Genomic DNA, 21737 nt, shown 5'->3' with positions numbered 1-21737 from the left:
ACATTCCTCCGCCTACCTAAGGCGCACTCCTCAGAAAAGGAGGTGTGTCCCCTAACCTATAATCCGCTTCGCCCCGATGTATTTTTTATCGAGGTCTTCGCGGTAATTTTCAGCTTCGGGGTTAAAGCTGTTTATGGCAACACCTGTTTTGCCTGAACTATGGATATATTCCCCGTTTCCCATATATATGCCTACGTGGGAAGGGCCCGGCGCATAAGTGCTGAAAAATACAACATCACCTTTCACCAGGTCTTCGCGCTTTTCTACTGCCTCTCCCACCTCGAACTGCTGGTTCGCATCCCGGGGAAGTCTATATCCATTCATCAAAAAGAGAGTTTGTACAAATCCCGAACAGTCAAAACCGTAAGGAGTGGTGCCTCCCCAGAAATAAGGAAGGCCTATGAATCTCTTGCCAGTTTCTATGATGTTGTCATAGCTTCCCTTAGGAATTTCACCAAAAGACGATATTACAAATCCCGCCTTTTTTGACAGCAAACCCGCCTGACCACCGGGCAAAGCTACGATGTAATACCCGGCATTTTCTCCGATCAGCCTCAGCATTGAAGCCATCACTGCGCCGTTTACGGGTCTTAAATCCATAACAGACAGTATCGGTGAAAAGCTTTCGGTTACCAGCACATGCGGACTATCCAGCCATCTTCGCCAATTATCTTCATCCATTGTGTCGACATCCTTTGAGTGTATCCATCCTCTGTATCCATCGGACATTTCTATGTAATACCAGCTATTTTCTTCCTTGAGGATCCTGACTGGTTCCGAAAGCCTGGCCTGAGTAACCACACTTTCTCCCAGAATCCTGTACGGTTTTTCACCAAGATTACAAAATTCCTGCATGATAAACCCAAAATCTACCCTGCTCACTCTTCGACCCCCTTCTACTTTTTATTTCAATGGGGACATTCCTCCGCCTACCCCAGAGGAATACCCTTGAAAAGGAAGCATATCCCCATACCTTTAACTTTAATAATTTTATCATTTTACGCCATTTTATACAACCGAATGGCATCAATTCGATGGATAAACTTATTAGTGGAATATTTCATAATAGTTCTGTTTCCTGATTTTAAACCATTATTCTATAAAAAAAGTTCCCTTCGTCGGGGAACAAACAATTCATGATCCAAACATAACTCGATTATTATTTAAAAATAAGGTTTTTTTACTATTTTTAAGTACCCGTTCGTAATCTGGAATAACTTTATTGATCAAATGATAGATTGCATGTTCATCATTGCTAACAGTAGTTATATTCGCCGCATTCTTTACCAATGGGTGTGCATTAGCTGTGGCAACTCCCAAACCTGCATTTTCAATCATTTCTATGTCATTGCAGTAATCGCCTATAGCAATTACCCTATCGCGCTCAACTTTCATAATCCGCATTATATCCAATAACGCACTGCCCTTAGAAATACCATACGGTAAAAGTTCAAGATAAGTCGGCGAAGAAAAAACACTTTTTATGATTCCAGATGTAATGCTATTGTTCAGGAACTGGTATATGCTGTTTAAAACTTCATTTGTATCATACAGCATTAACTTTATCCATTTTTCACCTATTACATCATCAATACGGACAGTTTCGTAAGGCTGATTTTCTCTTATAACCACCGGGTCTTTTACATAACCGTTATTTACAACATACATTTTACCTTGAGTAAATATCTGTAAACATAAATTTCTATATTTTTTCAAAATCTCTTTTAACAGTTCATATAAATGCTTATTATCCATAAAAGTAACTTTTATAAAACTCTGTTTTTTTAGATCGTAAATTACAGCTCCATTATAAAGTATGCAAGGACAATTAATTGTAAGATCTTTTATAAATGGCTTCACATTGAGTTCTGTTCTCCCAGTAGAAATAGTAAAAAGTCCGCCTGATTTCACATAATCGGTTATTGCTTCTATGTTTTTTTTTGATATTTCCTGCCTCGAATTAATCAATGTCCCATCCAAATCCGATACAATAAGATAACCTTTATGATGTTGCATTCGGTTTCCTCCTCATTATTTTATAACAGCAATCAGTTTATTAATTTTATCTGTGGAACACACTCATTGACAAAATCCGTCGGCGTAGTTCCCGTATATTTCTTAAATACCCCGTAAAACTGCTTATAGTCGCTGAAACCAACCATATAAGAAACTTCGTATATTTTATATTTACCTGCATTCAGCAGTTCAGTAGCTTTTTGCACCCTGTACTTATTGAGCACTTCAAGAAATGTTTGGGAAGTCACCTCTTTAAACTTTCTGCTCAAATAGCTTGGACTTACACCCAATTCATCAGCAATTGATTCTATACTGATTTTTTTATTATATTTTTCCTTTATACGCTGTAACGTTTCTTTTACATAGAAGTTTATATTCTCCCCTGTATACAACGCCAGATCAATTAAGGCTAACTCTTTTTTTGATTTTATCTTCTTTAAAACGCTGCTGTAAACCCTTTTTTCCTCAATACTCATTTTTAACTTCTCAATAGTCTTTAATAAAATCTCTTCATCGACAGGTTTCAATATATAGTCAAACACCCTTAAAGTTATAGCCTTCCTGGCATACTCAAACTCAGAATAACCTGTCAGTATGATGCTTTCAAAGTCATTATTCTTGAGAGCATTCTGTATCATCTCTATGCCATCCATTTTTGGCATTCTAATATCCGCAATCACTATATCAGGCTTATATCTTTCAATTTTTTCCAACCCCTCTATGCCGTTTGAAGCTTCAGCGACTACGGTACAGTCCATTGAAAGCCAGTCTATGGTACATACAAGACCTTTTCTGATAATTTCTTCATCCTCAGCTATTAATATCTTAAACATCTATGTCACCTTCTTTTTGAAAAGGAAGAAATATTTTTACGATCGTCCCCTTACCCTTCCAGCTCTTTATCATTAAACCGTATTTTTCGCCATACATAAGCCTTATCCTTCTTTGGACGTTATACAGCCCAATATGCTCTGTGTCATTCTTAGTCTTACTGAGCATGGCTTTTATAGCATTTAATTCCTCCGCACTAATTCCATCCCCATTATCCCGTACGGTTATGACTAGTTTATCTTCTAATAATTTTGCATTTATATTTACCGACAGTTGATCGCATCTGTCCATATTGTGCTGAATTGCATTTTCGATGAGCGGCTGGGTTATTAGTTTCGGAACTACGCAATCCCTGCATCTTTCGTCTATATCTACAAAATAATTAAATCTGCTGCTGAAGCGAATCCTTTGAATAAACAAATAGTTTTCTGTGTGTGATATGTCTTCCTGCAAGGTCACATTCGATAGTGAGCCGTTCATACTGTAGCGAAGCAGGTTGGAAAGCTTGACTATAATTTTTGATGCGGCTTCCCCATCAAATTTCACCATATATTTCAGGGTTTCCAAAGTGTTATATAAAAAATGAGAATTAAACTGCGATTCCAGCTGTTTTAATTCGGAGATAATACTCTGTTTTGCTTCTTCCCTGTTTAATTCAATCAGTTCTTTGATGTCCTGCAGCATCTGGTTGAATGAATCACCTATAATTTTAAACTCATCATTAGTATTTATGTAAAGCCTTCTATTAAGGTTGCCGTTCTGGACATTGTGTATCGCTTCAACGATTTCGTCTATCACCGCTGTCTTTTTATTTGCTATGTATCTTGCAACAAAAAACATAGAAACAGCCAGTGCTGTAAAAACTAAAATAAGAAAAGAACCGCTCACAAAAAAAACAGTATCCAAAAAATCAATGGCAGTGAATGTATATATATACAGAACGCCGCCAGCAATCTCATTTCTTATGACAAAATAACTGTCATCGCCAGTCCTGATAAAGCCCTGCCTTTTTATAAATTTTGTATTAAGCTTTCCAATAGGATCCGTAAAATTTATATTGGTCGTAAAGGCAATGTGATTATATTTATCTGTTATTACTACATTCCATAATGCTCGTTCACCTAAGATTTTTTCTATATCAGATCCGGAAATATCAAATAAAACATAACCAGCAATCTTGTCATGCAACTCTATTGCCTTCCCTATCATCACCACACCCAGATCATTTTTAGGGATTATTGAATGGTCAGTCATTATCAAGACATCATCCGGGTTTTCATTCAGATCTCTTATCATGTTTCTAAAAGAACCGAGCTTATCGGTAAAATATGAAGGTAGCGAATAGAAATTGGTCATAACCGGTTTTAGAGCACTGTCTAAAATTAGAAAATGACACCGGGGATTCTTTTTGTTTGCAATCTCATACATCTTATAATAAAGTGTATTTGTCACTTTTTTATCATAAACCACGTGTTTTATTTCATCATTCCGAGATATTTCCACTGCCATTTCATTGTAATAGGAAACAGCTTCATTCAATTTTGCAGAAATATTCCTGTTATAAGACAAGTTTTGAGTCTTGATAATGTGAGACCATATGAAATAGAACGAAACATATGTTACCAGGGTCAAAACTATTATAGGGATAAAAGCATATATAAAAAAGGTTTTCCTTATTTCATCTTTAAAATGACTTTCCCTTTTATCCCGTTTAAGGTAAGACATTTACTTATGTCTCCTTCGTACAACAAAACTACCTTTTAATCATTACAGACCATATTCAAAGGCTGCGGTGGTCAATCACAAATTTTTATATCTTTATTTCCTTGTCACCGGAAATCTTGAGGAATATAAGCAGGGAAATGACTATGGTTATTGTAAGTATTGTAGATAATGCAGCCGCCGTCCCGTAGCTCGCTCGTATTACCTCCGTATATATGGCGACCGACATGGTTTTGGTTAAACCCGTATAAAGTATCACCGATGAACTAAGCTCGGTAATAGCTGTAATCCAACTCAATATGGCTCCAGATATCACGCCCGGCATCATCAATCTCGCCGTGATTTTGAAAAATGTCTTTGCCGGAGAATAACCCAAGCTTATTGAAGCTTCTTCAAGACTTGGACTTATTTGATACAGTATTGCTGAGCTAGACCTTAAGGTGTAAGGGAGGCGCCTTATTATAAGTGACATAACAATTATAGTCCCCGTTCCGCTTAATATCAACGGCTCGTGATTAAAGGCCAAAAGAAGAGCTATACCCAAAACAGAACCAGGTAAAACATAACACCTCCATCGGAAAATGAAAATATTCTAAGGATTTTGTCGGTTGATACCGAAAAAGCTCACAAAGCGAAAAGCTTTGTATAGAATGATATTGAAATGCCAGGGAAAATATAGTTATAATAATATCAAACGATAAAAAGATTTACGCAAGGAGTTGAAATAAGTGACAAGAGTTTTTTCCGGAGTACAGCCCACAGGCGATATTCATATTGGAAATTACCTGGGTGCCATGAAGCATTTTGTAGACCTGCAGGATGCGCACGAGTGCTTTTTCTGCGTGGTGGATTTGCATGCCCTGACAATTCCTCAGGACCCCGATGTGCTGAGGCGAAAAACAATCGAAGTTGCGGGCATATATCTTGCCATAGGCCTAAATCCCACAAAAACCACGCTTTTCGTCCAATCCCATGTGCCCGCCCACAGCGAACTTTCGTGGCTTTTGGAGTGCATCACATATTTTGGAGAACTGAGCAGGATGACGCAATTCAAGGATAAAAGCGCCGGTAAAGAAAACGTATCCGTGGGGCTTTTTACCTATCCCGATCTAATGGCGGCGGATATCTTGCTGTATGATACAAACTATGTGCCCGTAGGCGCCGATCAGAAACAGCATCTTGAACTGACTCGGGATATCGCCCAGCGGTTCAATAACAGGTTTGGAGAAACCTTTGTGGTCCCCGAACCTCTCATAAGCGAAGTCGGAGCAAGGATAATGTCCCTTTCAGACCCAGAAAAAAAGATGAGCAAGAGCGCAGAGGATGAGATGGGGCGCATAAATCTGCTAGATACTCCTGAGATTGTAAAAAAGAAAATCATGAAAGCTGTGACCGATTCTGAAAACAGTATTTATTACGACCCGGACAAAAAGCCGGGATTGAGCAACCTTTTAACCCTGATGAGCGTCCAGACAGGCAGGAGTATCGAAGAAATAGCGGCGGAGTACGACGGAAAGGGGTACGGTCTTTTGAAAAAAGACCTGGTAGAGGTCACCGTGAATACACTGAAGGAAATACAGGATAAGTACTATGGCCTATCCCAAGATGAGATAAAAAGGGTGCTTTCCGATGGTGCGGCACGAGCCGAAACCATAGCCACAAAGACTCTACAAAAAGTGCAGCAAAAAATGGGGCTTAGGTATTGAAAGAAGCCGTTTCTCAAATATGGCTTCAACCTTCTTCCCCGGTATTATCATAAGCCTGAAACAGTCCTTATGAAATATGTGCGGTTGGGGTTTACGATAATTTCAAAAGGAAAGCCAAAAAGTGCCGGTTTTCCGTAAATATCAAGGATTTGTATGTCTCCTACATCCGGATAAGTGGTAAAGTATTTCTGGAGTGTCATGCCAAAGGGCTTTGACAGAAGGTTGGCCGCCAGAAAGGCCAATATCAAATTCAATAAGGAAAGATGATTATAGAAAAACAGCACCAGTATAAATACCAGAGAAAACAGAAAGTTGGCTGCAGCTATGGATGTGCCGCACCTGGGATGAATGGCAAGATCTGCCTCTCCCCTGAGCATCCTGAAATGACCTTCTCTTACAGCATCCATTACCTCATACGGCGAGGGCAAGTCTGGACCCGACAGCGAAAAACCGTTTGTATATGCAAGACCGCCGATCCGAAGGTTTCTGCCGTAGCGCTTTTCCAGAATGTTTACCGTGGCATGTTCCAGGCTGTGGTTTTTTCTTATGCGTTTATCAACGGCGATTTTCAGGATTTGCCAGGGTATAGTTATAACATTATAAAAAGAATTAAAAACCAGCACATAGGGCAGCAGAAACAATATCCCTATTCCCAAAAAAATCAGTATGGGAAGAAGAAGATATGGAAAAAACATCAGCAGTATAAATAATATCAATAAAAATGGCATTTTTTTCACCCTTTCATGAAATTTACATAAAAATCAACCGTCATCACTATGCAACAGTTATTATTTACATCAGCTAAAGCATACAGTAATATCAATGTCTTTTACAAGTAAATCTTTCATTATTATAACAAATATTCAACCGCTTATAAACCCTAAATAATGCGATAGAGGCGGTTTATAAATCTCTACATGAACAATCCCCTGGCTATGAAGTAATTTTAAGATATTTTATTATCATGAAATAGTGGAATACTGTACCTGAATGGTTTATAATTAATACTAGAGTAAATTACATAGCAGGAGGTAAAAAATATGGAATACTTTGACCTTATCAGGCAAAGGCACAGTGTGCGCGCATATAAATCCGACCTGGTGGAGGAGGAAAAATTAAACAAAATCCTGGAAGCGGCCAGGCTTGCACCCACTGCCTGCAACCTGCAGGCTTTTAAAATCATAGTAATTCATACAGCAGGCCGTCAACAGGAAATCAGCAGGATATACGGCAAAGAATGGTTTTATAAAGCTCCAGTTGTGCTGGGTATTTGCGCAATCCCTAATAAAGCCTGGTTAAGAAGCGACGGTAAAAATTACTGTGACATAGATGCCGCCATTGTTATGGACCATATCATACTTGCAGCAACGGACCTGGGACTTGGCACATGCTGGATTGGCGCTTTTAACCCAACCGCCGCAAAAGAAGTTTTAAAACTCGGACCAGATATGGAACCCGTAGCATTTACACCCATAGGCTACCCTGAAACCCGTGAGTTCAAAAAGGTTAGAAAAAATTTGGATGAGCTGGTTATAAGAATTGATTGACACACCCAATTATTAATACAAAGGCCCAACGCTTATATAAATCTTGTGAATGAGGTAAAAATGGTATATTGTTTGGAATTGCCTCCTCTTATTAACGATATATGCGAAAAGTTAAATGCCGCCGGTTTTAAAGCTTATGTGGTGGGCGGCGCGCTCCGGGATATGATTCTGGACCGTAAAAACTTTGATTACGATATTACTACCGACGCTTTGCCGCATGACATAGCATCCGTATTCCCCGACGCAATACCTTACGGGAATTTCGGTACCATGCTGGTGCTAAGGGAAAAAAGTGATAGACTCATTGATTCGGGAAATCAAGAATTACAAAAACACAAAGGCCTCGAGCTCGGGTTTAAAAACCACACTGATAATCTTATAAAAATAGAAATCACCCCTTTCAGAAACGATGCTCCCGGCCGAAAGCCCTATTACACCTTTGGCGGCACCATTTACACCGACCTTGCCCGCCGGGATTTTACCATAAACTCTATCGCTTTTGACCCCGTATCAGGAGAATTCATCGACCCATTCGGCGGAGTGAAAGATATCAAAGCGAAAGTCATTAGGTGCACCGGCTCTACTCAAAGGATATGGGAGGACCCCCTGAGGGCCATGAGAGCCGCCCGTTTTCAGGCTCAGCTCGGCTTCTCAATTGAGCCTTCCACCCTCTATACGTTAAAGGCAAGGGCTCCTGAACTGGCCGATATTTCCCGGGAAAGGATCAGGGATGAACTTTCAAAGCTTGTAACCGGAGACTATGCCTTTGACGGCCTTGTAACTCTGGTCATAACCGGACTCATGGATTACGTCATCCCCGAACTCATGGAGGGCATGGGAATGATGCACTTCAACAAACCGGTTGACGTACTGGAACATAATCTTGCCGCCTGCAGGGTTATCAGAAACACACTGCCGCTGCGCCTTGCCGCCCTGCTGCACGATGTGGCAAAGCCCCGCACCGCTTTCCATGGTGAAAATGGGCTGGAATTTCCCAAACATCACGTAGCCTCGGCAAACCTCGCTGAAAAAATACTGACAAGACTCCGTTTCGATAAAAAAACCATAAAAAAAGTGGCGCTTTTAATCAAATACCATATGTTCCATTACACGCCGGAATCCCCGATATCCGATGCCCGCCGCCTTATATCAAAAGTGGGATGGGAAAATATTTATGACCTCATCGATTTAAGGGTGGCCGACAGGCTGGCCAGCTGCTTTGAAATGGCTATAGGAAAGGGACTAAAAAAGCTGCTGGCCGATTTGGAGATGTTAAAGCCGGAGCACAGCGATTACAGAGTAAAAGATCTGGCCGTCGACGGCACCGATATTTCGAGAGAGCTGGGCATTCCCCCGGGCAAAAAAATAGGAGACATTTTAAACTATCTCCTGGAAAAGGTTATTGAAGATCCGAATATAAACAATAGAGAAACACTGCTGAAAATTGCCCGAAATAATTTATAATCAGCATTACAACACTTTGCCGATGTCTTTGCGGTAATGCATCCCTTCAAATTCTATCTTTGAGACGGCGCTGTACGCCTTCATTCTCGCTTCTTCCTCGTCTTTGCCCAGAGCTGTAACACCCAGCACACGTCCGCCGGATGTGACCAGCATGCCATTTTTTTCCGCAGTGCCGGCATGAAATACGATCGCTCCCTGCCTTTCCGCTTCCGAAATCCCCTTTATTGCTTTTCCTTTTTCATATGCGCCGGGATATCCTTTTGATGCCAGCACCACGCATACCGCTCTGTCATCTTTCCACCGTATGCTCAATTTATCAAGGGTTCCATCTAGGCAGGCTTCTATAATATCGATAAGGTCGGTTTCCAATCTCGGCAGAACCACCTGGGTTTCAGGGTCCCCGAACCTGCAATTGTATTCCAGCACTCTGGGCCCTTTATTCGTGAGCATAAGCCCCGTGTATAAGACGCCTTTGAATGGAATGCCCTCTTTGGCCATGGCATCGATGGTTTTTTGGATAATTTGCTTTTCTACTATTTCCGCAAGTTCCATGCTGTAAGTCGACGCCGGAGAAACCGCACCCATGCCTCCCGTGTTGGGCCCTTCATCATGGTCAAAGGCCCGTTTATGGTCACGGCTCGATACCATCGGCACACAGGTTTTGCCATCGCAAAACGATAACACCGTAACTTCGGGACCTTCCAGGAATTCTTCAATAACCACCCTTGAACCTGCATTGCCAAACACTTTTTCTTCCATTATTGATTTTACGGCCGATACGGCTTCGCCCTTTTCTCTTGCCACTACGACACCCTTGCCTGCCGCCAGCCCTTCGGCTTTGATGACCAGGGGAGCTCCAATTTCATCAATATAATTTATGGCATCTGCGGAATTGTTAAAAATCCTGAAACCTGCTGTTGGAATATTATATTTTTGCATAAGTTTTTTGGCGAAAACCTTGCTGCCCTCTATTTGAGACGCCGCCTTACTCGGCCCGAAAATCCTGAGCCCCCGGCCTTCAAATTCATCCACTATACCGAGCACAAGGGGAACTTCAGGCCCTACCACCGTTAAATCGATCCGCTCTTTTTCTGCAAAATCCGCCAGAGTCTTGATGTCTTCCGCAGGTATATCTATGCAGCGGGCAATGTTTTTAATGCCCGCATTGCCGGGGGCGCATAAAATCTCTCTTACATTCGGACTCTGTGATATCTTCCATACTATGGCGTGCTCCCGTCCCCCTCCGCCTACAACCAGAACTTTCAAGGCCTCACACCCCTTCATTCTTTTTATGAACTTATGTATCAATGCCTGAAATGGCGAACGCCGGTAAATACCATGGCAATGCCGTATTTATCGGCAGCTTTTATGGAATCCTCATCTTTAAGTGAGCCGCCGGGCTGGATAATTGCAGTTATTCCGGCAGCGGCAGCCGCCTCAACCACATCGGAAAACGGGAAAAACGCATCCGAGGCAAGTACGGACCCCTTCGCCTTTTCCCCGGCATGGGCTATGCTCTGCTCGGTGGGCCATATGCGATTCACCTGTCCTGCTCCGATCCCGACTGTGGTCAGGTCTTTCGCCAGCACGATGGCATTCGATTTCACGTGCTTTACCACTTTCCAGCCGAACAAGAGATCCTGCATTTCGCTTGCGGAAGGCGCTCTTTCGGTCACAATCTTTAAATCATTTTCACTGAAATCCATTATATCGGCATCCTGCACCAGCAGCCCTCCGGAGACTCTTTTCATATCCCATCCTGCTCTTTTTCCGGATGAAAAAGATATGTTAGACATGTCTATTTCCAGCAGCCTCAGATTCTTTTTTGTCTTTAAAATCTCCAATGCGTCCGGATCATATCCCGGAGCAATGATGATTTCCAGGAAGATTTTTACCAGTTCCTCGGCAACAGCTTTGTCTACTGGGCGGTTCAAAGCCACAATACCGCCGAATATGGATACCGGGTCGGCTGAATACGCCTTGAGGTATGCTTCATGGATGTCTCTGCCGCATGCAACGCCGCAGGGGTTGGTATGTTTTACACCCACCGCAGCCGGCATATCGAATTCCATTACCGCTTTTAATGCCGCATCAGCATCATTGATATTATTAAATGAAAGCTCCTTACCGTGAAGCTGTCGTGCCCCGGCCAACGTGCCCGATACACTGCCGATTTCCCTGTAAAATGCCGCCTTCTGGTGAGGGTTTTCTCCGTACCTCAAGTCCTGTACTTTCTCAAAGGCCAGAGTAAGATTTTCGGGAAATTCGATTCCCTCCCCGGCCGCTTCTTCGCCATTTTCCTTATCCCCGACTTTTCTCAAATAATCCGATATTACGGCATCATAATGCGCAGTGTGTTCAAAGACCTTTAAAGCCAATTTTCTCCTGTAGTTTTGATCTACGTCACCTTTCGATTTCAAAAATTCTACCACTGCAGAATAGTCCTGCGGGTCGCATATCACTATCACATCCCGGTGGTTTTTTGCAGCGGAACGGAGCATGGACGGGCCGCCAATATCTATATTTTCTATAGCCTCTTCAAAAGTCACGCCGGTCTTTTGCACCGTCTCTTTGAATGGATATAAGTTTATAGCCACAAGATCAATTGGCTCGATGCCAAGATTTTTAATCTGTTCCATATGTTCATGATTGCTGCGAAGGGCCAGAAGCCCTCCGTGAATTTTTGGATGGAGGGTTTTTACCCGCCCGTCCAGAATCTCGGGAAAACCGGTGACATCGGACACAGGCGTCACTTTTATACCGGCACTTTGCAGCGCTGCTGCTGAGCCGCCGGTGGAAATTATCTCCACTCCCATATTATAAAGTTCTCTTGCAAAATCAACAAGCCCCGTCTTGTCAGAAACGCTGATGAGCGCTCGTTTTATCATGAAAATTCCTCCTTTTATATTGGTATAACATTTCACCACTTCAGGAAGCTGAGCTGCGGTTTTATAGCGAGCGACTTGTGCAGTGTTGTCGGTGCGAACTTGGAACGAGCGAAAAACCGCCGTCTCAGCGCATGATGCTGAAACGTTACTTTATCATTACCCGCCTGCCGCGTATTTCCAGGCGGCCTTCCGAGTAAAGTTTAATGGCTTCGGGGTATACTCTATGCTCTTCTTCCAGGACCCTTGCAGCCAGGGTTTCCGGGGTGTCGTCGTCTTCGACGGGCACCGCTTTTTGAAGTATGATTGGCCCCGTATCGGTGCCCTCATCCACAAAATGCACGGTAACTCCGGTTATTTTCGCTCCATAATTAATAACGGCTTCATGAACCTTTTTGCCGTAAAAACCTTTCCCGCAAAAAGATGGTATCAGTGAAGGATGAATGTTCATTATCCTGTCAGGAAAAGACCTGACGAAGTGAGGAGAAAGAACTTTAACAAATCCCGCCAGCACCACCAGTTCTACACAGTGCTTTTTCAGCAGATCGATAATTTCGTCCTCGTATTTTTCCTGTGAATCAAAATTTCTGCGCTCCACCGCATAAGCGGGGATATTATGCCTTTTTGCCCTTTCCAGGGCATAAACGCCTTCTTTACTGGAAATCACAACCACAACTTCAGCCTGCAGATATCCTGATTCTATACTGTCAATAATGGATTGCAGGTTGGTTCCGCTTCCGGAGACAAGCACACCCAGCTTCAGATTCTGCACAATACCACCCCGCTTTTTCCGGCGGTAACTCTTCCGATAATTATAGCTTTTGTATCCTCCGCCGCCATCATACTGTCGCACCACTTATCTCTGCCTGCGCTCCCCTGATTTTCATTTCTTGACGGTTTATTAATTGCATTCAGAATCCCTTCCGCCTGGTTTTCCGGAGCCACTATCACATATCCTATGCCCATATTGAAGGTCCTGTACATCTCCGTTTCATCCACATTACCTGCTCTTTGAATCATTTTGAAAATGGGCGGCACTTCCCAGGAGTTCTTATATATCTTAAATTCCAGCCCCGGAGGCAATATCCTAGGAAGATTTTCAATAATGCCTCCCCCGGTAATGTGTGCCATTCCGTGAATATCAAAACTTGAAAGTCTCCGGACCGTTTTTACATATATGCGGGTGGGCGTCAGCATCTCTTCGCCCAGCGTTTTGCCCAGTTCGCCTATGTATTTTGAAAGAGACAGTTTCTCTTTTTCCAGCAGCGCTTTTCTTGCAAGGGAATATCCGTTGCTGTGAAGGCCGGAGGAAGTGAGGCCTATAACCGCATCGCCTTCCCGAATCCCGGAACCGTCAATTATGCATCCTTTTTCAACTACCCCTACGGCAAAACCCGCCAGGTCATATTCATTTTCTTCATATAATCCGGGCATCTCGGCGGTTTCACCGCCGATGAGGGCGCATCCGGCCTGTCTGCATCCTTCTGCAACGCCGCTTACGATCTCTCTCACCTTTTCGGGAATCAATTTCCCCACCGCCACATAATCCAGGAAAAATAACGGTTCTGCGCCATGTACCAGAATATCATTGACGCACATGGCGACACAATCTATTCCAACGGTATCGTGTTTATCCATGGCAAATGCTATCCTGAGCTTTGTGCCGACACCGTCTGTACCGGCTACCAGCACCGGCTCCCGGTATTTTTTAATATCCAGCTGGAAAAATCCGCCGAAGGCGCCAATTTCCCCCAAAACACCCGGGCGAAATGTGGACTTTACGTAATCCTTTATGAGCTCCACAGCCCTGTTGCCCGCATCCACATCCACCCCGGCTTCCTTATATGACATTTTCTCTGTCATAATATCCTCCCTATCAATCGCTATCTTTTCTCAAATAAATACTTTTTCCCTTCCCCGGGAACTTCCATGGGATATGTGCCGCAAAAACATCCCATACAGAATTTTGCTGCGGGAAACCCTGTAGATTTCACCAAACCTTCCAGGCTTAAATAACCCAGGCTGTCAGCGCCGATAAATTTTCTTATCTCCTCCACCTGCTGCCGGGCGCCGATGAGCTCTTTCTGCGTGGAAGTGTCGATGCCGAAATAACAGGAATACCTTATTGGCGGGGAACTTACTCTGACATGCACTTCCCTGGCACCTGCGTCTTTTAACAATTTTACTATCTGGCCACTGGTGGTCCCCCTGACAATAGAGTCGTCCACCATCACTAGACGCTTGCCTTTTATCACTTCTTTCATAGCGTTCAGTTTGAGCCTTACCCCCAGCACTCTGGATTCCTGACTGGGTTGTATGAAGGTTCTCCCGATATACCTGTTCTTTATCAAACCTAAGTCAAAAGGAATGCCAGAAGCTTCCGCATACCCCATGGCCGATACCGTGCCGGAATCGGGCACTCCAATCACGATATCCGCATCGGCAGGATGTTCCAGCGCCAACTGCCTTCCCGCCTTCCATCTCGCCGTATGGATGTTCATTCCGTCAATATTGCTGTCCGGCCGGGCAAAATACACGAATTCAAAAATGCACAAAGAAGAGTCGGTATCTTTTTTTGTTTTAATGCTCTTAATACCTGATTTGTTTATTACTACTATTTCTCCCGGTTCTATATCCCTTATAAACTCCGCTCCGACAGTATCCAGCGCGCAGGATTCCGATGCCAGCACATAGCATCCGTTGTATTTTCCCAGGCAGAGGGGTCTTATGCCTTTTGGGTCCCTGACCCCAATAAGGCTATCTTCCGTCATTATGATTAGCGCGTAGGAGCCTTTGATTTTTTCCATACATGCCACAGCGGCTTTTTCTATATCTCCTGTTGGCTCCCGGGCAATCAAGAATGCGATGACTTCGCTGTCCACTGTGGTTTGAAACACTGCTCCGTCTTCTTCCAGCTCCCTCCGGATTTCCAGGGCGTTCACTAGATTGCCGTTGTGGGCCACAGCCAGCGAACCTTTTTTGTATTTCACGACCAGCGGCTGAGCGTTGATTAAAGTATTTGAGCCGGTGGTGGAATAGCGGACATGGCCAATCGCAATATGGCCCTGCAACTTGTCAAGTATGCCATCGTCGAATACCTCCGAAACAAGGCCGAGACCCTTATGATAATTTATACCGTCTCCGGAAGTTACGGCAATCCCCGCGCTTTCCTGACCCCGGTGCTGAAGGGCATAAAGGCCGTAATATACCGTTCGGCTCAAAGCAGAATCTTTGCTCAAGCTGTATATTCCGAATACTCCGCAGGCTTCCTTCGGTTTATCATTTTCAAAGGAATTTTCCCCGCAGAACTTTAATTCTCGACTTTCCATTTTATAGCGTTCCCCCAGCTTAAAGCTAATTTATCCACCGGAATATCTACCTTCCCGACATTTTGACCTTTCATCTTTACTTCCAATTTAAAATTCCCGGATTTAACAAATCCAAGAACCGTTATATTTACATCCAGTTCTTTCGCAAGCTGTTGAAAAAGAGAAAGGTTTTCTTCCGGAAGGCTCATTATTATCCTTGACTGTCCCTCTCCAAAAAGTAGCGCATCGGGGCGAATTTCTGTTTCTATTTCTCCTGAAAAACCGATGTTTCCGGCTATGCAGCTTTCCGCCAGAGCCACCGAAAGCCCTCCTTCGGTAACATCATGAGCGGAGCGGATAAGCCCCAGTTCTATGGCCTTCAGGCAGCAATCCTGGACTTTTTTCTCCACATCAAGATTCAACCTGGGCGGTCTGCCGCCGCGCAGTCCGATTATTTCCTTCAGATATACGGAACCCCCCAGTTCGTCCGTATTATCTCCCAATAGCACTACCACATCGCCCTCTTTCTTAAACTCCATGGTACAGCGCTTCTCCACATCTTCAAGCAGTCCCACCATTCCCACCACCGGTGTGGGATATATGGCGTTGTCCTTCGTTTCATTGTAAAAACTCACATTTCCGCTTATCACCGGAGTGCCTAAAAAAGAGGCTGCTTCTGCCATGCCGTCCACGCACTTTTCAAACTGATAATACACCTCCGGTTTTTCCGGATTACCAAAATTCAGGCAATCGGTAATGGCAAGAGGTTTCGCGCCGCTGACCACCAGATTTCGGGCGGCTTCGGCCACGGCCTGTTTGCCCCCCTCATAAGGGTCCAGGAAGCAGTAATAGCCGTTGCAGTCGGTGGTCAGAGCAATACCCTTCTTCGTCCCCTTTATGCGCAACACCGCCGCATCGGAGCCGGGGGGAACCACCGTATCGGTCCTTACAGTGTGGTCATACTGCTGATATACCCATGCCTTGCTGGCAATGTTTGGTGACGACAGAAGTTTCAGTAAAACGTTATTGAGGTCCTCGGGGATTTCAATTGAAGATAAATCTATGTCTATATTTTCCATATAAGAAGGTTTTCTGCTTTCCCTTTTGATAGATGGAGCGCCATCTGCCAGAGATTTTGCCGGGACTTCGGCCACCACGGTCCCGTTTTCCAGGATTCTAAGCATACCATCGGCGGTGACGGTACCTATTTTTACCGCATTCAGATCCCATTTTTCAAAGATTTTTCTGACATCTTCCTCATGGCCTTTTTCTACTATAACAAGCATTCGTTCCTGGGATTCAGATATCATGACCTCATAGGGGTTCATGTTCTCCTCCCTCCTTGGAACCAGGGACACATCCAGCTCAATGCCGCTTTCGGCCCTTGCTGCGGTTTCACAGGAGGCTGAAGTAAGTCCTGCGGCCCCCAAGTCCTGGACGCCAACCACCCAGTCATTCTGTAAAAGTTCAAGACACGCCTCCAAAAGCAGTTTCTCCGTGAATGGGTCTCCCACCTGCACCGAGGGTCTTTTGGCCACAGAGTCCTCGGAAAGCTCCTCGGATGCGAAACTGGCTCCGTGCATACCGTCCCTGCCGGTGGCGGAACCTACCAGCATGACGGAATTCCCAACCCCCGCTGCTTTCCCCCTGACAATGCGGTCGCAGCGGATTATTCCCACACACATCGCATTTACGAGGGGATTGTCCCTGTACGAGTCGTCAAAATACACCTCGCCTCCCACGGTGGGAATGCCCATGCAGTTACCGTAATCCGCAATACCGGATACCACCCCTCCAAAGAGGTACTTTACCCTCGGCTCATCCGGATTGCCGAATCTCAAAGAATCTAGCAGTGCGACCGGCCGGGCTCCCATGGTAAAAATGTCCCGGATGATTCCTCCTACGCCTGTTGCGGCCCCTTGGTAGGGTTCCACCGCCGAAGGATGGTTGTGGCTCTCAATCTTCATAACCACAGCCAGATTATCCCCTATATCTACTATGCCGGCATTTTCCCCGGGACCCTGCAGCACCCTCGGGCCTGAAGTGGGGAACCTTTTCAGGACCGGTTTGGAATTTTTATAGCTGCAGTGTTCCGACCACATCACGCTGTACATGCCCAATTCCAGATGGTTGGGTTCGCGGCCGAGAGTTTTCACTATTTCGTCGTACTCATAATCGGCTAAACCCAGCTTTTTTGCGTCTTCTCTACCGGCCATAAGTCGTCCTCCCCTCGATATGCCTCAAAATAGATTCGAATAATCTTTTACCGTCAGTATTGCCAAGTATTTCTTCCGAAGATCGCTCAGGATGAGGCATCATGCCGAGTATATTCCCCTGTTCATTGATAATGCCTGCAATATTTTCCACCGAACCGTTGGGATTGGCTGCATCCGAAACATTTCCGTCTCTGTCACAGTAAGTAAAAACGACGCGGTTTTCGGCTTTGAGTTTTTCGATTGTTTGAACATCTGCATAATAATTTCCTTCGCCGTGTGCGATGGGGAGCCTGATAATCTCCCCTTTTTTGTACAGCCTCGTAAAGGGCGTTTCATCGTTGTCCACTCTCAAATATACGTCATGGCAATGAAATTTAAGATCCCTGTTCCTCTTCATGGCTCCCGGCAAAAGCTTTGCCTCAAGCAAAATCTGAAAACCGTTGCATATGCCTATGATCAGTTTCCCCGCTTCGGCGGCTTTTAGCACCGAATCCATCGCCGGCGAAAACCTGGCAATGGCGCCGGCCCTGAGATAGTCTCCGTAAGAAAACCCGCCGGGCAAAACGATGAGGTCAAAATCCCCGGGACCGAATTTTTCTTTGTGAAACACATATTCCGTAGGCTGCCCCAGCACTTCGCTCAAGACATGGTAGCAATCTATATCACAGTTGGAACCTGGAAACATTATTACGGCACATTTCATGGTCAAACCTCCAGATTCTGAGTTTCAAAGCTGTAGTCTTCTATCACCGGATTTGCCAGGAGTTTTTCGCACATGGATTTTATTTGCTCTTTTGCATCTTTTTCATCGGCAGCATCCAGTTTCACCTCTATCAGCTTTCCCACCCTAACATCCACCACATTTTCAAAGCCCAGGTGCTTCAGGGCTCCTTTGACGGCGGTACCCTGTGGGTCGAGAACTCCGGATTTAAAACGCACGTGAATCTTGGCATTAATCATAATTAAATCTCCTTTCTCTATTTACAATTGGAAGTCTACTTTCCAATCACTCTTTTCAGAATTTCCTGATAGGCTTCCTCCACCTTCCCGAGGTCTCGGCGAAAGCGGTCTTTGTCAAGTTTTTCTCCGGTGCCGGCGTCCCAGAAACGGCAGGTGTCCGGAGATATCTCGTCAGCGAGAAGTATTTCGTCGTCGAACGTGCCGTATTCCAATTTGAAGTCCACAAGTATTATGCCCTTCTGAATGAAGAAGTCTCTTAAAATTTTATTCACTTTAAAAGATGTTTCCTCAATAAATTTTAACTGCTCCTCTGTAGCGATTCCCAGCGCCATGGCATGATAATCGTTTATCATTGGGTCCTGCAGCTCATCATTTTTGTAACACAGTTCCAGAACCGGCCTTTGCAATTCTTCTCCTTCTGCCAAACCCAGTCTTTTTGCCAGGCTACCCGCGGCAATGTTTCTCACGATGACTTCCAGAGGCAGAATCCTGACCGCTTTAACCAGCATTTCCCTATCGTTTAAAAGCTTTACAAAATGAGTCTTTATTCCGTTTTTCTCCAATAGTTCAAAAAGAAAGGCCGAAATCCTGTTATTCATAATTCCTTTTTCATGGATTTTGCCTTTCTTTTGTCCGTTGAAAGCCGTTGCATCGTCCTTGAATTCCATGATGAAATATGATTTATCCTCTGTGCTGTATACTTTTTTAGCCTTGCCTTCATAAAGCATGTCCATTTTATCCACTCTTTTACACCTCCCAAAAATATATTTTTACCTTTTTGTTAAAAATATGAACAATTCCTGAATTATATAAGGGTCTATGAAATCTTATTTATTTTTTAAACTTTATATTACAATCTTACCATAATGTAATTTATTTGACAACAGGTTTTCCGAACATTTTTGATTATTATTCAAGAATTATACGGATTTTTAATAAAAAGCTTGCATTATAAAAGCATAATGCGTCAGGAAATCCTGATAGAGCAATCAGACAATTGTTTTCACTTTCACTGCAGTGTGATATAATAGGTGCGGGGACACTCTTCCTCTTCTGGGGTATGCATCTGGGGTAGTCGGAGGAATGTCCCCAATGTAGAAAATCAGAATTTTTTGGAGGTGACTTTCATTGAAGCCTCAAGAGAGATTGCTGGATTATAATGATTACCTGAAACTACCCGATGACGGCAAGAGATATGAAATTGTAGAGGGGGAATTGTTTGTGGCTCCAGCACCGAATCCTGTTCACCAGCGGGTAACGAGAAATCTTGAGTTCATACTTCATAAGTTTGTTTCTGAAAAAAATTTGGGAGAAATATTTTTCGCGCCTCTGGATGTAATACTGGGCCCCCATGCTATAGTTCAGCCGGATATCATTTTCATATCAAAGGAACGATTAAATATTATCGGCGAGGCCAATATACAGGGCACACCCGATTTGTTGATTGAAGTGCTTTCGCCCTCCAATAAAAGAATGGACCTTAAAACAAAGCTCTCTCTTTATGAAAAATATGGGGTTGAAGAATACTGGGTGGTAGACCCTCATGAAAGATTTGTGACGGTATTTACGCTGAACAATGGAAATTACAGGATTTTCTGCAATGGAGCCGACGATGAAACCATAACCTCTCTTGTGATAAAAGGCCTGGAGATAAATTTATCACAAATCTGGAGTTGAATTTGATCGGCGCTGTCTGACAAATACAAAAAATGGTGCAGGCGGTTTTAAGTTCGAAGAATTGCCGCTGCACCGGAAAATAATTGTGTACGGTAACAAACTATAGCCCGGCCATAAAATTTTTTATTCTTCTCACTGCTTCTTCAAGATTTTCCATGGAAGTAGCATAGGCCATCCTGACGAAGCCCCGGCCGTTTTCGCCGAAAGCAGTGCCCGGAACAACCGCCACCTTTGCCTCGTACAAAAGCCTTTGTGCGAACTCTTCGCACGGGATGCCGGTCTTTTCTATGGAAGGAAATACGTAAAAGGCTCCCCTGGGTTCAAAGCACTCGAGCCCCATATTCCGCAAACTTGATAAGAGAAAGAGCCGCCTCTTGTCGTATTCTTCTCTCATCCTTGCGATATCCTCGTCGCCGTTTCTTAGGGCTTCAATGGCAGCGTACTGACTCATGGTAGCCGCACATGTGACGCTGTACTGGTGGACCTTAAGAATCTCTGCGGCAAGTTCCTGCGGAGCGGCGATATAGCCCAGCCTCCAGCCCGTCATGGCGTAGGATTTCGAAAGGCCGCTTATGGTAACGGTCCTCTCCCACATACCGGGTATGGATGCAAAAGCCGAATGTTCCACACCATAAGTAAGGTCCCAGTAAATCTCATCTGAAACCACAATTAAATCATGTTTTTCTACCACTTGGGCTATAGCCTCCAGCTGCTGCCTGCTCATTACTGCTCCCGTGGGATTGTTGGGATACGGCAAAACCAGTATTTTTGATTTTGGGGTAATATATTTCTCCAAAACATCAGGCCTCAAAGCAAATTCGTCTTCCATGTACGTGGGCACATATACCGGCTTGCCTCCTGCCAGTATGGTGCAGGGCCCATATGCCACAAAGGACGGTTGGGGTATCAAAACCTCATCCCCGGATTCCGTCAAGGTTCTTATAGCCACCTCGATGGCCTCGCTTGCTCCAATGGTGACGATTATTTCAGACTCCGGATTGTACTCAAGTTTAAAGCGCCTCTTCATATATCCCGCAATTTCCTTACGGAGCTCTAAAAGCCCCGCGTTGGGAGTATAGAAGGTTTTTCCGTCGTTTAAGGCCTTTATGGCGGCTTCATTGATATGCTCCGGAGTGGTGAAATCCGGTTCCCCGATACATAAAGATATGGCGCCTTCCACCTGGTTCACCATATTGAAAAAATATCTGATGGTGGAGATTTCGATGGATTTTACATTTTTTGCCACATATTTTTGATATTCCATACAAACCTTCCTTTCCATATTATCGTTTTATATTTTTGCGCCGGGTCTGACCGGCGTGGAGGCCAGCAAAAAATTGCTTTCCTGCCGGAGATGGCCCGGCACCTCCGGCAGCGGACTTTGTTTCTACACTGCAATTAATTA

The 21737-nt window shown here is 44.2% G+C and carries 19 protein-coding genes and 1 pseudogene; 4 read left to right on the top strand and 16 right to left on the bottom strand.

The window, feature by feature from the left end; translation table 11 throughout:
* Positions 1-51 precede the first annotated feature (51 nt).
* From AC6I1H_RS16300 to AC6I1H_RS16280, 5 genes and pseudogenes are all read right to left on the bottom strand, one after another.
* On the bottom strand, positions 52-882 hold the full coding sequence (locus tag AC6I1H_RS16300; protein ID WP_497738571.1) for an NlpC/P60 family protein: 831 nt from the start codon (positions 880-882) through the stop codon (positions 52-54).
* Between the two features lie 252 nt (positions 883-1134).
* Positions 1135-2016 carry an HAD family hydrolase gene (locus AC6I1H_RS16295; RefSeq protein ID WP_497738570.1) on the bottom strand — a complete coding sequence of 294 codons (882 nt, stop codon included), beginning with the start codon at positions 2014-2016 and terminating at the stop codon, positions 1135-1137.
* A gap of 32 nt (positions 2017-2048) precedes the next feature.
* Positions 2049-2849, bottom strand: a complete 801-nt coding sequence (locus AC6I1H_RS16290; RefSeq protein WP_497738569.1) for a response regulator transcription factor — start codon at positions 2847-2849, stop codon at positions 2049-2051.
* Positions 2842-4572: a sensor histidine kinase gene (locus AC6I1H_RS16285; protein WP_497738568.1), complete on the bottom strand. Its 1731-nt coding sequence runs from the start codon at positions 4570-4572 to the stop codon at positions 2842-2844. Before AC6I1H_RS16285 ends, AC6I1H_RS16290 begins: the two co-directional genes overlap by 8 nt.
* An 85-nt stretch (positions 4573-4657) precedes the next feature.
* Positions 4658-5134, bottom strand: a pseudogene (locus tag AC6I1H_RS16280) (ABC transporter permease); the annotation flags it as partial.
* Between the two features lie 163 nt (positions 5135-5297).
* Here AC6I1H_RS16280 and trpS point away from each other — a divergent pair.
* Positions 5298-6275, top strand: coding sequence for a tryptophan--tRNA ligase (trpS, locus tag AC6I1H_RS16275; protein ID WP_497738567.1), 978 nt, complete (start codon positions 5298-5300; stop codon positions 6273-6275).
* A 47-nt stretch (positions 6276-6322) separates the two neighbouring features.
* Here the strand turns inward: trpS and AC6I1H_RS16270 are convergent, their stop codons facing one another.
* Positions 6323-7003 carry a DUF6391 domain-containing protein gene (locus AC6I1H_RS16270; protein ID WP_497738566.1) on the bottom strand — a complete coding sequence of 227 codons (681 nt, stop codon included), beginning with the start codon at positions 7001-7003 and terminating at the stop codon, positions 6323-6325.
* A 312-nt stretch (positions 7004-7315) separates the two neighbouring features.
* On the opposite strand from AC6I1H_RS16270, the gene AC6I1H_RS16265 reads away from it, so the two are divergent.
* Both AC6I1H_RS16265 and AC6I1H_RS16260 read left to right on the top strand, forming a co-directional pair.
* Complete coding sequence (locus tag AC6I1H_RS16265; RefSeq protein WP_497738565.1) at positions 7316-7822, top strand: nitroreductase family protein; 507 nt, start codon at positions 7316-7318, stop codon at positions 7820-7822.
* 60 nt (positions 7823-7882) lie between these two features.
* Positions 7883-9286, top strand: a complete 1404-nt coding sequence (locus AC6I1H_RS16260; RefSeq protein ID WP_497738564.1) for a CCA tRNA nucleotidyltransferase — start codon at positions 7883-7885, stop codon at positions 9284-9286.
* Between the two features lie 6 nt (positions 9287-9292).
* Here the strand turns inward: AC6I1H_RS16260 and purD are convergent, their stop codons facing one another.
* The 9 genes from purD to purC all read right to left on the bottom strand — a co-directional run bounded on the left by purD (position 9293) and on the right by purC (position 19398).
* The gene (gene purD, locus AC6I1H_RS16255) at positions 9293-10552 is read right to left on the bottom strand and encodes a phosphoribosylamine--glycine ligase (protein ID WP_497738563.1); all 1260 of its coding nucleotides are present in this window, start codon (positions 10550-10552) and stop codon (positions 9293-9295) included.
* Positions 10553-10590: 38 nt separating this feature from the next.
* Positions 10591-12174 (bottom strand): bifunctional phosphoribosylaminoimidazolecarboxamide formyltransferase/IMP cyclohydrolase, encoded by a 1584-nt coding sequence (gene purH / locus AC6I1H_RS16250; RefSeq protein ID WP_497738562.1) that lies wholly within the window; start codon positions 12172-12174, stop codon positions 10591-10593.
* A 145-nt stretch (positions 12175-12319) separates the two neighbouring features.
* On the bottom strand, positions 12320-12943 hold the full coding sequence (purN, locus tag AC6I1H_RS16245; protein WP_497738561.1) for a phosphoribosylglycinamide formyltransferase: 624 nt from the start codon (positions 12941-12943) through the stop codon (positions 12320-12322).
* A complete protein-coding gene (gene purM, locus AC6I1H_RS16240; protein WP_497738560.1) occupies positions 12931-14034 on the bottom strand; it encodes a phosphoribosylformylglycinamidine cyclo-ligase in 1104 nt (367 codons plus the stop codon). The genes purN and purM overlap by 13 nt, the downstream gene beginning before the upstream one ends.
* Before the next feature lie 20 nt (positions 14035-14054).
* Positions 14055-15500 (bottom strand): amidophosphoribosyltransferase, encoded by a 1446-nt coding sequence (gene purF / locus AC6I1H_RS16235; RefSeq protein ID WP_497738559.1) that lies wholly within the window; start codon positions 15498-15500, stop codon positions 14055-14057.
* Positions 15482-17695 (bottom strand): phosphoribosylformylglycinamidine synthase subunit PurL, encoded by a 2214-nt coding sequence (purL, locus tag AC6I1H_RS16230; protein WP_497738558.1) that lies wholly within the window; start codon positions 17693-17695, stop codon positions 15482-15484. The genes purF and purL overlap by 19 nt, the downstream gene beginning before the upstream one ends.
* Positions 17685-18398, bottom strand: a complete 714-nt coding sequence (purQ, locus tag AC6I1H_RS16225; protein ID WP_497738557.1) for a phosphoribosylformylglycinamidine synthase subunit PurQ — start codon at positions 18396-18398, stop codon at positions 17685-17687. The genes purL and purQ overlap by 11 nt, the downstream gene beginning before the upstream one ends.
* Before the next feature lie 2 nt (positions 18399-18400).
* A complete protein-coding gene (gene purS, locus AC6I1H_RS16220) occupies positions 18401-18655 on the bottom strand; it encodes a phosphoribosylformylglycinamidine synthase subunit PurS (RefSeq protein ID WP_497738556.1) in 255 nt (84 codons plus the stop codon).
* Between the two features lie 35 nt (positions 18656-18690).
* A complete protein-coding gene (purC, locus tag AC6I1H_RS16215) occupies positions 18691-19398 on the bottom strand; it encodes a phosphoribosylaminoimidazolesuccinocarboxamide synthase (RefSeq protein ID WP_497738555.1) in 708 nt (235 codons plus the stop codon).
* A gap of 385 nt (positions 19399-19783) precedes the next feature.
* Here purC and AC6I1H_RS16210 point away from each other — a divergent pair, with 385 nt between their 5' ends.
* Entirely contained in the window at positions 19784-20332 is a 549-nt protein-coding gene (locus AC6I1H_RS16210) for a Uma2 family endonuclease (protein ID WP_497738554.1), read from the top strand.
* Positions 20333-20432: 100 nt separating this feature from the next.
* On the opposite strand, the gene AC6I1H_RS16205 is transcribed toward AC6I1H_RS16210, so the two are convergent.
* Positions 20433-21596, bottom strand: coding sequence for a pyridoxal phosphate-dependent aminotransferase (locus AC6I1H_RS16205; RefSeq protein ID WP_497738553.1), 1164 nt, complete (start codon positions 21594-21596; stop codon positions 20433-20435).
* Between the last annotated feature and the right edge of the window lie 141 nt (positions 21597-21737).

The organism is Biomaibacter sp. TOL (genome assembly GCF_059717795.1).
This window is presented reverse-complemented; position numbering and strand designations above follow the sequence as displayed.